This is a genomic window from Corynebacterium sp. NPDC104732, from assembly GCF_055583565.1.
The window spans coordinates 61,848-75,810 of sequence record NZ_JBVJNS010000004.1 but is presented as its reverse complement, the minus strand read 5'-3'; the positions used below and the strand labels follow the sequence as shown (position 1 = coordinate 75,810).

At 60.3% G+C, this 13,963-nt stretch carries 12 protein-coding genes; 6 read left to right on the top strand and 6 right to left on the bottom strand.

Annotated features, from left to right (window positions below):
- Positions 1 to 2: 2 nt before the first annotated feature.
- From ACZ6ZO_RS04355 to ACZ6ZO_RS04340, 4 genes are read left to right on the top strand one after another with little or no spacing between them, the layout of a single operon-like run.
- Positions 3 to 1,172: an acetyl-CoA C-acetyltransferase gene (locus ACZ6ZO_RS04355; RefSeq protein ID WP_182385258.1), complete on the top strand. Its 1,170-nt coding sequence runs from the start codon at positions 3 to 5 to the stop codon at positions 1,170 to 1,172.
- Positions 1,172 to 2,185 (top strand): enoyl-CoA hydratase/isomerase family protein, encoded by a 1,014-nt coding sequence (locus ACZ6ZO_RS04350; RefSeq protein ID WP_465290843.1) that lies wholly within the window; start codon positions 1,172 to 1,174, stop codon positions 2,183 to 2,185. The genes ACZ6ZO_RS04355 and ACZ6ZO_RS04350 overlap by 1 nt, the downstream gene beginning before the upstream one ends.
- Entirely contained in the window at positions 2,185 to 2,958 is a 774-nt protein-coding gene (locus tag ACZ6ZO_RS04345; protein WP_182385260.1) for an enoyl-CoA hydratase, read from the top strand. The genes ACZ6ZO_RS04350 and ACZ6ZO_RS04345 overlap by 1 nt, the downstream gene beginning before the upstream one ends.
- Before the next feature lie 51 nt (positions 2,959 to 3,009).
- Positions 3,010 to 3,294, top strand: a complete 285-nt coding sequence (locus tag ACZ6ZO_RS04340) for a hypothetical protein (RefSeq protein WP_465290840.1) — start codon at positions 3,010 to 3,012, stop codon at positions 3,292 to 3,294.
- Here ACZ6ZO_RS04340 and ACZ6ZO_RS04335 read toward each other — a convergent pair.
- The 4 genes from ACZ6ZO_RS04335 to ACZ6ZO_RS04320 form a co-directional block, all read right to left on the bottom strand.
- Positions 3,280 to 4,527, bottom strand: a complete 1,248-nt coding sequence (locus ACZ6ZO_RS04335) for an ATP-binding protein (protein ID WP_465290838.1) — start codon at positions 4,525 to 4,527, stop codon at positions 3,280 to 3,282. The genes ACZ6ZO_RS04340 and ACZ6ZO_RS04335 overlap by 15 nt on opposite strands.
- 184 nt (positions 4,528 to 4,711) lie before the next feature.
- On the bottom strand, positions 4,712 to 5,194 hold the full coding sequence (locus tag ACZ6ZO_RS04330; protein WP_465290836.1) for a MarR family transcriptional regulator: 483 nt from the start codon (positions 5,192 to 5,194) through the stop codon (positions 4,712 to 4,714).
- 10 nt (positions 5,195 to 5,204) lie between these two features.
- Positions 5,205 to 6,929, bottom strand: coding sequence for an AMP-binding protein (locus tag ACZ6ZO_RS04325; RefSeq protein WP_465290834.1), 1,725 nt, complete (start codon positions 6,927 to 6,929; stop codon positions 5,205 to 5,207).
- A gap of 138 nt (positions 6,930 to 7,067) precedes the next feature.
- Entirely contained in the window at positions 7,068 to 7,628 is a 561-nt protein-coding gene (locus ACZ6ZO_RS04320) for a TetR/AcrR family transcriptional regulator (protein ID WP_465290832.1), read from the bottom strand.
- Positions 7,629 to 7,729: 101 nt separating this feature from the next.
- On the opposite strand from ACZ6ZO_RS04320, the gene ACZ6ZO_RS04315 reads away from it, so the two are divergent.
- Both ACZ6ZO_RS04315 and ACZ6ZO_RS04310 read left to right on the top strand, forming a co-directional pair.
- On the top strand, positions 7,730 to 8,929 hold the full coding sequence (locus ACZ6ZO_RS04315) for an acyl-CoA dehydrogenase family protein (RefSeq protein WP_465290830.1): 1,200 nt from the start codon (positions 7,730 to 7,732) through the stop codon (positions 8,927 to 8,929).
- A 9-nt stretch (positions 8,930 to 8,938) separates the two neighbouring features.
- Positions 8,939 to 9,682, top strand: coding sequence for an SDR family NAD(P)-dependent oxidoreductase (locus tag ACZ6ZO_RS04310; protein ID WP_465290828.1), 744 nt, complete (start codon positions 8,939 to 8,941; stop codon positions 9,680 to 9,682).
- Positions 9,683 to 10,189: 507 nt separating this feature from the next.
- On the opposite strand, the gene ACZ6ZO_RS04305 is transcribed toward ACZ6ZO_RS04310, so the two are convergent.
- Both ACZ6ZO_RS04305 and ACZ6ZO_RS04300 read right to left on the bottom strand, forming a co-directional pair.
- A complete protein-coding gene (locus ACZ6ZO_RS04305) occupies positions 10,190 to 11,335 on the bottom strand; it encodes an acetoin utilization protein AcuC (RefSeq protein ID WP_182385274.1) in 1,146 nt (381 codons plus the stop codon).
- Positions 11,332 to 13,905: a GNAT family N-acetyltransferase gene (locus ACZ6ZO_RS04300; protein WP_465290826.1), complete on the bottom strand. Its 2,574-nt coding sequence runs from the start codon at positions 13,903 to 13,905 to the stop codon at positions 11,332 to 11,334. Before ACZ6ZO_RS04300 ends, ACZ6ZO_RS04305 begins: the two co-directional genes overlap by 4 nt.
- Between the last annotated feature and the right edge of the window lie 58 nt (positions 13,906 to 13,963).

Below are 13,963 nucleotides of genomic sequence, written 5' to 3'. Positions count from 1 at the left end.
TCATGGATGTCGTCATCGTAGGGGCGGCGCGAACCCCGTTTGGAAAGCTGCTTGGCGGTTTGTCCGGTGTGAAGGCGACAGAGCTTGGCTCGCATGCCATCAAGGGCGCGCTGGATCAAGGCGGCATTGACCCGAATGCGGTTGAAGCCGTCGTTATGGGACAAGTGCTGCAGGCTGGTGTTGGCCAGAATCCTGCTAAGCAGGCTGCTTTAGGGGCGGGTATTTCTCCGGATGCGCACACCACCACCGTTAATAAGGTGTGTTTGTCGGGGCTAACTGCGGTGATTGACTCTGCACGTCTTATCCGTTCTGGCGAGGCTGAGGTCGTGGTCGCTGGTGGCATGGAATCTATGTCTAATGCGCCGCATTTGTTGCCGAAGTCTCGTACTGGCACGAAGTACGGTTCGATCGAGATGCTCGACCACATGGCGTGGGATGGTCTTTCGGATGCTGCCCAGGGGATTTCCATGGGTGAGCTCACTGAGCTGCACGCTGAGCGTTATCCGGTGACGCGCGCGGAGCAGGATGAGCTTGCTGCGGGTTCTCACAACCGTGCGGAGGTGAATCGCGATAAGTTGGCCCGTGAGATTGTGCCGGTGACCATCGCGACGCGTAAGGGGGAGACTGTCGTGTCGGAGGATGAGGGCGTGCGGAGCGGTGCGACGCCGGAGACGATGGCACAGTTGCGTCCCGCTTTTACTAAGGATGGCACTATCACAGCTGGTAGCTCTTCGCAGATTTCCGATGGCGCTGCGGCGGTGGTCCTGACTACCCGTGAGCGTGCGGAGAAGGAAGGGTGGCCGATCATGGCGGTGCTGCGCTCTCCGGGGCAGGTTGCGGGGCCGGATTCTTCGTTGCAGGCGCAGCCGGCGAATGCGCTGGCCAAGGCCCTAGAGCGTGAGGGGTGGACCGCCTCGGACCTGGATGTTATCGAGATTAATGAGGCTTTCGCCGCCGTGGGCGTTTACTCCGCGAGACAACTGGGCGTGAGCCTGGACAAGGTAAATCCGTGCGGTGGCGCGATTGCGCTGGGGCACCCGATTGGCGCGTCTGGTGCTCGTTTGGTCGCGCACCTGGCGCACCGCCTGGCTAACGGTGAGGCACGGAAGGTAGGCGCGTCGTTATGCGGCGGCGGAGGCCAAGGTGAAGCACTTTTGATGGAGGCAAACTAATGATTCGTACTGAAGTTCGTGGCAATGCCGGTCTGATCATCCTGGACCGTCCGAAGGCTCTCAACGCGCTGAGTCATGAGATGGCGCTGGACATTGAACGTGCGCTGGAGGACTGGCGCGACGATGACGCCGTCCAGCTCATTATTGTCCGTGGCGTCGGCGACCGTGGGCTGTGCGCCGGCGGCGATGTGGCGGCCCTGCGGGAGGACGCACTTAACGACGGCCATGCCGGAGCGGATTTCTGGGCCGACGAATATCGCCTCAACCTGCTGATTTCCCAGTACCCCAAGCCGTACGTGGCCATCATGAACGGCATCGTCCTCGGTGGAGGTGTGGGGATTTCCGCCCACGGCTCCCACCGCATCGTTACCGACTCCACCAAGCTAGGGATGCCAGAAACCGGGATTGGTTTCTGCCCTGATGTGGGAGGCTCCTGGATCCTCGGCCATGCACCGCACAACCTCGGCATTCACTACGGGCTCACCGGGATTCATGAGGGTGGCGCCCAGGCGATCGAGGCTGGGCTCGCCGACTACCTCGTTGCAGACAAAGACATTGATGCGCTCGTCGCCGAGCTGTGCGAAACCGGGCAGGTCGGGGTTATTGAAAAGTTCGCCGCGGAAGCACCGGTGGGCTTCGGGCCTCGGCGCGTCGATATGGAGCGCATCTATGGTGCGGACACTGTCGAAGAAATCCTCGAGCTCCTCGACGCGCACGACGAAGAATGGGCAGCCGACGCCGCGAAGCGAATCCGACGCAACAGCCCGCACGCACTCAAGGTGACGCTGGAATCCATCCGACGCGCACGCTCCCTCACACTGGCTGACGCGTTGCGTGAGGAATATCGCATTTCCTGCCATATGCAGAAGAATCCGGACTTCGCGGAAGGTGTTCGGGCGCAGATCATCGACAAGGACCGGCAGCCGAAGTGGCAACCCGCTACCCTCGGGGACGTCACCGCAGAATCTGTGGCAGCAGCTTTCGAACCACTGGAAAAAGAATTGGAGTTTTAATGTCTTACGAAAACATCCTGGTATCTCGTGAGGGACGCGTCGGCGTTATCACCCTCAACCGCCCGAAGGCCCTCAACGCCCTCAACGATCAAACCATGCGCGAGGTTGTGGCAGCAGCTCGTGAACTAGACGCGGACAGTGGCGTTGGCTGCATCGTCTTGACCGGATCCGAAAAGGCATTTGCCGCCGGCGCAGACATCAAGGAGATGGCACCGAAGGGTGCCACCGAAATGTACAACCTCGACTGGTTCGCCGGTTGGGACGGCCTCACCGCCGTACGTACCCCAATCATCGCCGCCGTCAACGGTTACGCCCTCGGCGGCGGTTGCGAAGTAGCCATGATGTGCGACTTCATCATCGCCGGTGACAACGCAAAGTTCGGGCAGCCAGAAATCAACCTCGGCGTCACCCCGGGCATGGGCGGTTCCCAGCGCCTCACCCGCGCCGTCGGCAAGGCTAAGGCAATGGAAATGTGTCTGACGGGTCGCATGATGGACGCCGCTGAAGCTGAGCAGTCCGGGTTGGTGGCGCGCGTCGTCCCAGCGGCGTCTCTGATGGAAGAAACAATGAAGACCGCTGAGGTCATCGCAGCGAAGTCGCTCGTTGCAGCCAGCCTGGTCAAGGAGCAAGTCAACGCCGCCTACGAGATGACCCTCACCCAGGGCATCATGTACGAACGTCGCACCTTCCACGCCATCTTCGCCTCCGAAGATCAGAAGGAAGGCATGGCTGCGTTCGTCGAAAAGCGCGACGCGGAATTCCAGGGGAAGTAAATGCGGTATCCAGCGAACCGGGTGACAAAGCTCACTGGATTTGGTGAGTAAGTGCTCGCCTGGCAGCCGCTGCAGCTGCTCAGTGGCATGTACGGGCAGGTCGCCATCGGTGGGCATCTGGAAGTCGCCCCGGATGAGCTGGTCTTCCAACCTCATGCCATGAATCTCAGCACCGAAGTGCTGCGCATCCCGCGCAGTGCCATCGTGGGGCTGCGCAAGAAACAATCGCTAGCTGCCGCGTTGCTGGTGGTGAGCCTGTCAGATGGTCGCGAAGAACGGTTCGTCTCGTGGAAACGCGACGAGATCATCGGGGAGCTTGGGTTAGGCGCACAGTAGAGCAAGCGGGATGACGGCGACACCATCGGGGCGCCGATAGGCGTGCTTTCCGGTGGTGATCACGGCCATGTCGATGACATCATCTGGCAGCTTGTCTCGGAGCCAGAGCAGGTGGCGGACGTCATCATCGTTGGGGGTAGCGGTCAGCTTTACTTCGATCGGGATGATGCCGCCGTCTTGCGTTTCGACGATGATGTCAATCTCTCGGCCACCGTCGAGACTCCGGAAATGCCCAACCTTGGCAAAGTTCGCCTCTGCTGCGACGCGCACGCTGAGGACCGCGAGTGCCTCGAATAGCGCGCCAAGCATCCGGGTGTTTTTCGGAAGCAGCAAATTGCGCTCACTGAGACCTAGTAGCCGCGCGGCGAGTGCTGGGTCTGCTAAGAAATGCGTCTCACCTTGGGAAATTCGTGGGAACGGGTTCATTGCAAAATTCCACGCCGGAAGCGGATCCAGGAGCCAAATTTCCGAGAGCTTTTCCCGGTATTTCATAGTGGTCTTTTTTGAAGGTTTATCCGATTCTGATGGCGTGGCACCGTCAAGAATTTGGTTATAGCTTGCTTCGGTGGCCGTTGCTGCAGCGTAAGACCGTAGCCAATTCATGAGTGACTGTTTGTCACGAACCATGTATCCCTGTTCCACCAATTCTCTATCGACCACGCGTTGCAGATAGGAATCGAGCTGGCTTGTGCGAACCATGGGCGATAATGGCTGAATTCCGGGAAGTCCGCTTTCGGCAATCGCTGTCGCATAATCTTGCAGTGCCACATCCGTCGAACCTGAGAGATCAGCGGTGCCTGCCATCAGCGTTTGCAGGCTTATCGACGCCTTCGCCCCGGCACGCTCGAACAAAGCCATGGGCCTCATTCGTAGTGAGAGGATGCGCCCAGCACCACTGTGCGTGTCTGTGCCAGAAACGGGTGTCGCGGATCCTGTGAGCAGGAACCGTCCAGGTCCAGCGCCATCATCGACGGCTCTACGGACCCGATCCCACACCTCGGGAAGTTTTTGCCATTCGTCGATGAGGATTGTTCCAGTCTCAAAACGTTTAAAGTTGGGATAGGCCTGGAATAATGCTTGATCTTCTTGCTGATCGAGGCGGATAGTTCGCTGAGAACGTTGCTCAGCGGTGGAAGTCTTGCCCACGCCTTTCGGGCCCTCAATAGCGATCGCCGCCACTTCAGGCATGAAGAGATCAAGCTGTTGCTCAAGGGCGCGTGGAAGGTAAGTCATGCTTCAAGGTTACCATTTGAGCAACTCGAAGGTAACCATTTGAGCTACTCGAGAGTTACCGTTTGAGCGGATTGGCTATTGGGGAAAATTATTTGGTACCGCAGTCTCTCACTATCTGAATGGTCGAGCTCGAGCTTCAACGCTTCTAGAAAGTGCTTATACCCGTGTGGGCGGGGCGAAAATCCTACCCGTCCCCAAGCTGTCGTCGCAGCGCAGAGCTTTCCTCAAGGAGCGCTTCGGATGAAATGTCGAGGGAGGTAAAGAACCTGTTCAAGGCGGGCGTTGCGGAGGATGCCAGGGCGATGCCCTGGTCTGTGATGGAGACGAGCACTCCGCGCCCGTCGCGAGGATCCGGCGAGCGCTCCACCAGTCCAGCCTGTTCAAGGGCGGACACCATGTGGGTGATCGACGCGGGAGGGATGTTGAGTCGAGAGCTGGCTTTTTTCATGGGGAGGGCGCCGGTGCGGGAGAACATTAGCAGGGTGAGCAGCTCGAAGCGGGAGAACGTGATCCCGTAGGGTTTGAGGACTTGGTTGACGTGGGCGTCGAGAAGCGAGCCCAGTCGCACCAGCGAGGTGACCGTGGCCATGCCCAACGACGCCGCAGTCCAGCCCTTTTTATCCCAGTTCTGGCGGGCGAGGTCTACGGCGTCGATCGAGGTGGTCATGGGGGAGATGTTAACCCTTCAGTGATGGAAAATCCGAGTCGGAGAATTCGCAGGAGACAGAGGACGCGCCACCGTCGGCTGCGTGGATCTCGTTTTCGCGCTTGCGCAGGTCCACACGACGGATCTTGCCGGACACGGTCTTTGGCAGCTCGTAGAACTCCAGGCGGCGGATGCGCTTGTAAGGGGCGAGATTGTCACGGCAGTGCTTCAGGATGGATTCGGCGGTCTCCGCGTTAGGTTCGAAACCCGCCGCTAGGGCCACGTACGCCTTCGGTACAGCGAGGCGGATCGGATCTGGGGACGGAACCACGGCCACCTCGGCCACCGCCTCGTGCTCAATCACGGCGGACTCGAGCTCGAATGGGGAGAGGCGGTAATCGGACGCCTTGAACACGTCGTCGTCGCGGCCGACGTAGGTAATGTAGCCGTCCTCGTCGCGCTCCGCGATGTCGCCGGTGTGGTAGTAACCGTCCCGGAACACCTCCGCGTTCTTCTCATCGGCCTGGTAGTAGCCCGGGGTGAGACCGACTGGGCGCGGGTCGATGGACAGGCAGATCTCGCCGTGGTTGGTCTCTTCCCCGGTAATCGGGTCGATCAGGCGCACGTCCATGCCTGGCAGCGGGCGGCCCATGGAACCCGGCTTGACGGGCTGGCCTGGGGTGTTAGCAATCTGCAGGGAGGACTCGGTCTGGCCGAATCCGTCGCGAATCGTGGTGCCCCATGCGCGCTCAACGGTGGCGATCATCTCCGGGTTAAGCGGTTCACCAGCGGCAACCAGCTTGGTTGGCGGGGTCTTGAGGCGAGTGAGATCCGCCTGTGCGAGCATGCGCCACACGGTCGGTGGGGCACAGAAGCTGGTCACGCCTTCGCGAGCCATGGTGTCCATGAGGGCCGCGGCGTCGAAGCGAGTGTAGTTGTAGATGAAGATGGTGGCGCCGGCGATCCACGGGGCGAAGAAGTTAGACCAGGCGTGCTTCGCCCAACCCGGTGCGGCGACGTTGAGGTGCACGTCCTGCGGGGTTAGTCCGATCCAGTACATGGTGGTCAGGTGCCCGACGGGGTAGGAGGTGTGGGTGTGCTGCACCAGCTTCGCCTTCGAGGTCGTGCCGGAGGTGAAGTAGAGGAACAGCAGCTCGTCGGCACGCGTATCGACGGCCGGGGTGAACTCTTCTGGTGCCTGGAAAGAATCGGAGAACTGGATAGTCGGGTGGGAGGTTTGCGTTGGGGCCTCGTCGCCACACTGGATGATGGTGAAATCTCCCGTGACATCCTGGAACTTCTCCGCGTCTTCCGGGTTGACGATGACCCAAGACACCTCGGCTCGTTCGGTGCGATCCTGCAGGTCGGCGGTGCCCAGCATCGCGGTTGCTGGGTTCATCACGAAGCCACCCTTGATACAGGCGAGCATGGATTCCCACAGCTCGACCTGGTTGCCGAGCATGAGCATGATGCGGTCACCGCGCTTCACACCGAGGGAGGTGAGCCAGTTGGCCATCTGGTTGGAACGCTGCTTGAGCTGGCCGAAGGTGCGACGGGTTTCAGAACCGTCGATCTCGATAATCACCAACGCTTCGTCGTCATCAGGGAGCGAGTCGAACCAGTCGAGGGCGAAGTTGAACTTGTCAAAGCGGGGCCACTCGAAGGCCTCGCGGGCGGACTCCCAATCCTGCTGATGAGAGATCAGCAGGTCGCGGGCCGCGCGGAATTGTTCTGTCACGGTCTGGTTGGTGGTCATGGTGGCTCCTCTTCGAAGTTCAACTTCAGTGGGGAACTGTTGAGTGATCCAGCTCCACCACAATGGTTAATTGTGATTTGGGTCGCAAGTGAGCTTAGTTGCAAGTTGAACTAATTGCGAGGAGTCGGGGGTAAAAAATTAGACGCGTGTCACAATTCCGTGCAGGATGAGCTTGCCGAGCTCCCGGTACGCATCTGCAAAGGGCAAGGTAGCAGCGTATGTTCCCTGCTGAATCTGTTCCATCGTGCTGCGGATGATGAGGGTGAGAAATTCTGGCGCGGTGGTGGAAAACTCCCCCTTCTCCACGCCCTTGTCGATGATTCCGGCGATCTTTTCCGTTGCGGCTGCGGTGTTGAGTTCGTACACCTCGCGGGCGACTGGTTCTGTAGCAAGATCTCGCATAAAGGCAGGCGAGGCTGGTTCAAGCGCGCTGGTCATCGCGCTGAAATAGGTTTCCAGGATCGCCTGTTGGGTGCGCAGTCCCGCTAGCTGGGCATCTACCTGGCGGGTGACTTCCTTGAAGAAAGTGACCAGAATGCGCCGAATGATGTCGTCGCGCGTCCTGCCCAATGCGTATACGGTCGACTTGCTGCAATGGTGGGCAGCTGCCGCACCGTCAATGGTGAAATCGGCGAAGCCGTGGGTGAGGAAATAGGTGTACAGGGCGTCGAAAAGCTCGCGCTGGCGGGGGGTAAGCACAAAAACTCCTCAGAAAGTAGTGACGTGGCGCACAATTGCCTGTACGCTAACCAATGAAAGCGTACTGATTACTTTACCGTCCCACTTCGAGAGGAACGACAATGCCCCCTATTCTGTCCACCATTGCAACGGACTTCCCGAAGGTCCAATTCCCTCACGCTGACATCCTCGGTGTCGCGGACATGCTTACTCCAGAGGAGCAGACCCAGCTGCAAACCATTCACGAGTTCCTGCAGACCGAGATCCGCCCGAACGTTGGCGAGTACTGGGATCGGGAGGAACTGCCCTTCGACATGCTGCCGAAACTCGCCGAGCATGGCCTGGGTGAACTCGACTTCATCTCCGATTCCCGCCTGTTCAAAGGCCTCGTCTACGCCGAGGTCACCCGCGCCGATGTCTCCCTCTCTGCGCTGGTGGGAATCCACAACGAGCTCATCGTTGATTTCATCAACGCCATGGGTACCCAGGAGCAGAAGGACACCTGGCTGCCGGGGCTGCGGAAGTTCCAAAATGTTGGCTGCTTCGCCCTCACTGAACCCGATCACGGCTCCGACATCGCCGGCGGCCTCGCCACCACAGCTCAAAAAACCAACGACGGCTGGGTGATCAACGGCGAAAAACGCTGGATCGGCGCCGGCACCTTCGCGGACTTTGCCCTCGTCTTCGCCCGCGATCTGGACGATAACGAAATCAAGGGCTTCCTCGTCGAACTCGACCGCGACGGTGTCACCCGCGGGAAGATCTCCCGCAAGATGGGTCTGCGCATCATGCAGAACGCCGATCTGAAGTTCGAGAACGTTGAGATCCCGTTGGCGAACGCATTGCCTGGCGCCGCTTCCTTCGCAGCCACCAACGTACTGCTGCGCAACTCCCGCGCCTGGGTCGGCTGGCAGGGCGCCGGCATCCAGCTCGCCATGTTCGAAGCCGCCCGCCGCTACGCCATCGAACGTGAGCAGTTCGGCCGACCGCTGGCAAAGTTCCAGCTCATCCAGGAGCCACTGACCCGGATCCTGGGCAACGCAACGGCGTCGCTTAGCATGATGGCGCAGGTCGCCCGCATCCAGCAGGACGATCAGATGGACATGCCACATGCCGCCCTCGCGAAGGCCACCACCACCCGCCTGGCCCGCGAATCCGCCGCCGCCTGCCGCGGCATCTTCGGCGGCAACGGCATCTGCACCGACTATGAAGCCTCCAAACTCATGTCCGACGCCGAAATCCTCTTCACCTACGAAGGCACCTACGAAATCAACTCACTCATCGTCGGCCGCGCCGTCACCGGCACCTCCGCATTCGTATAAGGAGACGTTATGGACCTCACTGGAAAAGCAGCAATCATCACCGGCGGCGCATCCGGCCTGGGCGCCGCCACCGCCCGCGCGCTTCACGACGCCGGAGTCAAGGTCTACTCATTCGACCTGCAAGCAGGGGATATTGAGGGCGTTGACTATCGCGTTGTTGATGTAACTTCTGCTGACGCAGTCACTGAGGCTGTGCAGTCGGTGGCATCCGAAGCTGAGCTGCGCGTTTTGGTCGCCTGTGCCGGTATTTGCCCATCGCAGCGCATTGTGGGGCGCAAGGGCCCGCATGACCTGGGGCTGTATGCTAAGACGATTCAGGTGAACCTGATCGGTACGTTTAACGTGCTCACCGCGTTTTCTTCAGTTGTCAGTGAGCTGGAGCCACTTGATTCCGATGGCCAGCGTGGCGTCGCGATCATGACCGCTTCCGTCGCCGCCTTCGAGGGCCAGGTCGGCCAAGCGGCTTACGCATCCTCCAAGGGTGGCATCTACGCGCTCACCATCACCGCAGCCCGCGACCTGGCGTCCCTGGGAATCCGAGTGTGCTCGATCGCGCCGGGCGTGGTGAACACCCCAATGATGGCCTCTATTTCCGAGGAATTCCGTACCGAGCTGGAATCCCGCGTGCAGTTCCCGTCCCGCATGGCTCAGCCAGAAGAGTACGCGCTGCTCGTACGGCAAATCGTGGCTAATAACTACCTCAACGGCGAAACGATTCGCCTGGATGGTGGCCTGCGCATGCCACCGCGGTAGGTGATGTGGGTGCTCTGGCGGGGTTTTCGGGCTTTAAGCACTGTTCGGCGATATTAAATTGACGATGCTTCCTGGATATCGATGATTTTCATTAGGCCGACCTGCAAGCATCGGCAATTTAATATCGTCATTCCCGTGGTGTGGTTCCCGCCCTGGTAGTTCCTTAGCTTGAGATCCTGGGGTTGGGGACGTTGCGTTGTCTGGGTTCGGTAGTGCTGATGTTGAATTGACGATGTTTCCTGGAGGTCGATGATTTTCATTAGCGTGACCTGCAAGCATCGTCACTCCAACATCGTCATTCCCGTGGCGTGATTCTCGCCTTGTAATTTCTTAGCTTGAAATCCTGGGTTGTGGGACTTTGCGCTGTCTGATTCCATGATGCTGATATTGAATTGACGATACTTCCTGGATGTCGATGATTTTCATCAGCGTGACCTGCAAGCATCGTCACTCCAACATCGTCATTCCCGTAGTGGGGAGCCAGAATCTTCTTTTGCTGGAACACCCCTACCCATACGGTTGCAGTCCCCAGTAGGGGAACACTGCCTTTGATGTGGCCTTCATTGCAGCGCTAGCCCCGGAGTGCATGATCTGATCCAAGCTGAGCGCATTGACCAGAAAGGCTGCGCCGGGATCTCCCCAGGTCACTGAGCAGGGCGCGCCGACCCGACGGGACCAGTTGTGTGGCATGGGAGCGGTCGGCTCGAAGGGTATTCCGGCGACCGCCGCCATAAGAGCGACCCAGATCCGGGCGACGCTATCGCGGTGGTAGCCACCGCCTCCTAAAGCTACCCAGCGTCCCGAGGCGTAGCGATCCGCCCAGCGCCCGATGGAAGAATAGGCCCGGTAGAGAGCATCGACTGATAAGCGCAGGTCGGCCAAAGGATCGTCGCGGTGTGGGTCCGCCCCGTGCTGGGAAATGATGATCTCGGGGCGACATACCTTGAGGATCTGCGGGATTAGGGAATGCACGCACCGTAGCCACTCCTCGTCCGAGGTGTCTCGGTCCAGTGCAATGTTCACGGCGGTGCCTAAGGCGGAAGGTCCGCCGATGTCGTGGGCGAACCCGGTACCGGGGAACAGGTAGAGGCCGGATTCGTGGATGGAGATGGTGAGCACGCGTGGGTCGTCCCAGAACTCCTGCTCCACGCCGTCGCCGTGGTGGGCGTCCACATCGATATACGCCACCCGCTGCGCGCCTTTGTTTAAGAGTGACCGGATCGCGATGGCGGCGTCGTTGTACATGCAAAAGCCGGACATTCGATCCGGGAACGCGTGGTGCAACCCACCCGAAATGTTAACGGCCCGCTTCCGGCGCCCGGACCATACTTCTTCGGCGGCGGCCACGGTTGCGGACACGATGTGGGCGCCAATGGACTCCATTACCGGCGTTACTACTGGATTGTCTTCGACCCCGATTCCGTGTTCCAGCGAAGGTTCACCCGCGAGCAAAGCATCAATGTATGCGGGGGAGTGAACCATTTCCAGCAGTGCGCGCGTGGGGGCCGGCGGAACTTCCAGGTCAAAGTGGGACAGGATCCCGAAGTAGTCCGCGAGTTCCACGGCCAAGCGGACACGATCCGCGCCCATCGGATGCGTGTCGCCGAGGTTGTAACCGTAGAGGGCGTCGTCGAGAAGCAACAGCGGTTTCATAGCGATCGTGCCAGCGGGTCGCGTTCGGTGGCCAGCGGGGCGAGGCGCAGGCGCGCGCCGACGACCGTGGTGCCGTCGTTGCTGGCGATCACCGGGGTGAGCTCAATATCCACGATCGCGGCGATATCGTCCTTCAGGCGTGCCACCTGCATAATCAGCTGCTCGATCTGGTCGAGCTGGGCGGGCAGGGAACCGCGGTAGCCCATGAGCAGCGGGGCGGCGCGCAGCTGCTCGATCATGGCGTGGGCGTCGGTACGCCGGAGTGGCGGGACACGCCAGGTGGTGTCTCCGAGCAACTCCGACGGCGGGCCGACGACCCCAAGCGAAACCATCGGCCCCAGCACTGGATCCTCAATCGCACGAATCGACAGGGTGGTTCCCGGCTTCACCGTGGGTTGCACGACTGCTTCGAACCCGATGCCGAGGTCATGAGCCATCGTCTCCAGCGTCTCCCACGCCGTGGTGAGCGCCTCAGCGGAGGTGAGGTGCCGCATGACCGCGGAGAGCTCCGGGCGCCCGCGCACCGCGGAGTGAATGTTCTTGAGCACCACGTTCCAGCCGTACCCCTCGGCAGCATGTAACGCTTCTGCCAGGGACTTCACCGGAGTCCACGGGATCAGATTGATGCCATACGTGCGCAGGATCTCGGCGGATTCTTCGTCGGTGGCCCAGCGCCCCTGCGGGGATTCGTTCAGGATCTGCTGCACTGCCTGCGTCGCGGCGGTTTTGTCGCCTTCGCCGAACTCATCGTCCGGAGTGGGGCGGGTGGCGGCGCGCTGTTTCTCGGACGCCAAAATGCGCGAGACTGCCTCGATGGCGTCAGCGTAGGTGCCGAAGACCGGGAGCTGTCCGCGCTGCTCGGGGCCGGAAAGATCCTCTGTTACGGGGCGGAACCCAACAAACGTGCTGATGAGAGGAGTGTTTTCTGTGGTGGCCGCGAGTTGTTGTAGTCCAGCGTAGGCTGCCTCGAAAAGTTCCTCGCCGATCTCCACAATGCCACTGAGCACCACGTCCGAGGTCTGTAGCGCCTTTTCGGTAGCTGCGAGAATCCCCTCGACGGGATCTTCCAATACCGTGACCGCGGTGGGCTCCAGCCCGAAACGCTGCGCCGACTGCGTCATTTGCGCAGTAAGCCCCGCGGAATTGGAGATAACCGTGATCCGCGGGCCGCGCGGTACCGGCTGGCGCGCGAGCAGCTGAGCAATATCAAACATGGTTTCGCGACGCGTGACCACCATCGCCCCGGTGTTGCGGATGACCTCGTCGAGCGCCTGCGTGGAGGCAGTTTCCAGGCTGTCCAGCTGGTAGTGGCGAGCGGATTTCAGCGCGCGACTCGGGATGAACACCACCACGCGCTTTTCCAGCGCCAAGCGCGAGAGAACCCGGAAGAACTTGCGGGGGTTACCGATCGAATCCAGGGATAACAGGCAGATCTCGGTTTGTTCGTCGTTGGCCCAATACTGGATCACGTCGTTGCCGGTGACGTCACCAAACGAGCCAGCGCCGATGAACGAACTCAGGCCCGAGCCTCGCTTCAACGCGTAAGAGAGGGTGAGCGTCGCAACGCCAGCAGACTGCGTAAACAACCCCACCGTGCCCGTGCGCGGCATCGGCGCCGGCGAGGCATTCAGCTGGGTGTGAGTGTTGATAAGGCCGACCGCCGCCGGGCCCAACGCGCGCAGGCCATAATCACGCGCCTTATCGACGAACGCCTTCGCATCCTCGAGTGTCAGACCAGGGTTCGTAGAACCTGCAAGCGCCACCACCCCGAACGCATGCTTTTCTGCAGCGCATTTCAGGGCGTCTTCAAAAGTATCCGGGTCATGCTCCACGATCACCAGATCTGTATTGTCCGGGATCTGCTTGTAGTCAGTGGTGCCAGTGTGGATGCGGAGCTCACCCTGGAAGCAGGCCTGAGTGAGATTCGGGATCACGGACTGCATGTGGTCAACGTCGCCGATCACGGCCACCGACTTCGGCTGGAGCAGTCTCCGGATCGAGTTCGCTTCCGCACGCAACTCCCGGCGGGCCATGACCTCTCTTGAAGTCTCGGTGGGGTCGATCGGGAAATTCACCGTGATGAAGCCATCCTCTAGCTCCGGATTCACCCGATAACCAGCTTTAATGAAGGTCTGCACCATCGTCCGGTTCTGGGTCAGCATCTCCGCGAAGAAGGTCTCGATGTCACATTCCCGGCCAATCTGTGCCAAGTGCTCCAGCAGAATATTGGCCACACCCTTATGGTGGTGATCGTCCTGTACCAGGAAGGACACATCAGCGGTGCGCGTTTCACCCGGGATCAGAGCGTACTTGGCCGTAGCCACGATACTGTCCCTGTCCACCATGACCAACGTGACCCGGTCATGGTGATCCACATCCACCCAGTTATCCAGGTCCTCGTCGGTCAGCACCGGGTGTGCGGCGAAAAACCGCAGGTACTTCGACCTATCGGAGACGCGGGAATAGAAGTCCTGGAGCCCATCGCGGTCCGAAGCGCGCACAGGGCGCAGCGTGACAATATCGCCGTCATTAAGGACGACATCAGCTTCCCAATGCTGCGGAGTAATCATGTGATCGAGCTTACAGCGGTGTAGGTGCTCTCGGGTGGGGTTTTGCTGATGTTGGATT

Bases quoted from the DNA above. Each gene is read 5' to 3' on its own strand.
- ACZ6ZO_RS04310 (WP_465290828.1), top strand. From the start codon at position 8,939: ATGGACCTCACTGGAAAAGCAGCAATCATCACCGGCGGCGCATCCGGC.
- ACZ6ZO_RS04325 (WP_465290834.1), bottom strand. From the start codon at position 6,929: ATGACCACCAACCAGACCGTGACAGAACAATTCCGCGCGGCCCGCGAC.
- ACZ6ZO_RS04355 (WP_182385258.1), top strand. From the start codon at position 3: ATGGATGTCGTCATCGTAGGGGCGGCGCGAACCCCGTTTGGAAAGCTG.
- ACZ6ZO_RS04300 (WP_465290826.1), bottom strand. From the start codon at position 13,905: ATGATTACTCCGCAGCATTGGGAAGCTGATGTCGTCCTTAATGACGGC.
- ACZ6ZO_RS04315 (WP_465290830.1), top strand. From the start codon at position 7,730: ATGCCCCCTATTCTGTCCACCATTGCAACGGACTTCCCGAAGGTCCAA.
- ACZ6ZO_RS04345 (WP_182385260.1), top strand. From the start codon at position 2,185: ATGTCTTACGAAAACATCCTGGTATCTCGTGAGGGACGCGTCGGCGTT.
- ACZ6ZO_RS04330 (WP_465290836.1), bottom strand. From the start codon at position 5,194: ATGACCACCTCGATCGACGCCGTAGACCTCGCCCGCCAGAACTGGGAT.
- ACZ6ZO_RS04305 (WP_182385274.1), bottom strand. From the start codon at position 11,335: ATGAAACCGCTGTTGCTTCTCGACGACGCCCTCTACGGTTACAACCTC.
- ACZ6ZO_RS04335 (WP_465290838.1), bottom strand. From the start codon at position 4,527: ATGACTTACCTTCCACGCGCCCTTGAGCAACAGCTTGATCTCTTCATG.
- ACZ6ZO_RS04350 (WP_465290843.1), top strand. From the start codon at position 1,172: ATGATTCGTACTGAAGTTCGTGGCAATGCCGGTCTGATCATCCTGGAC.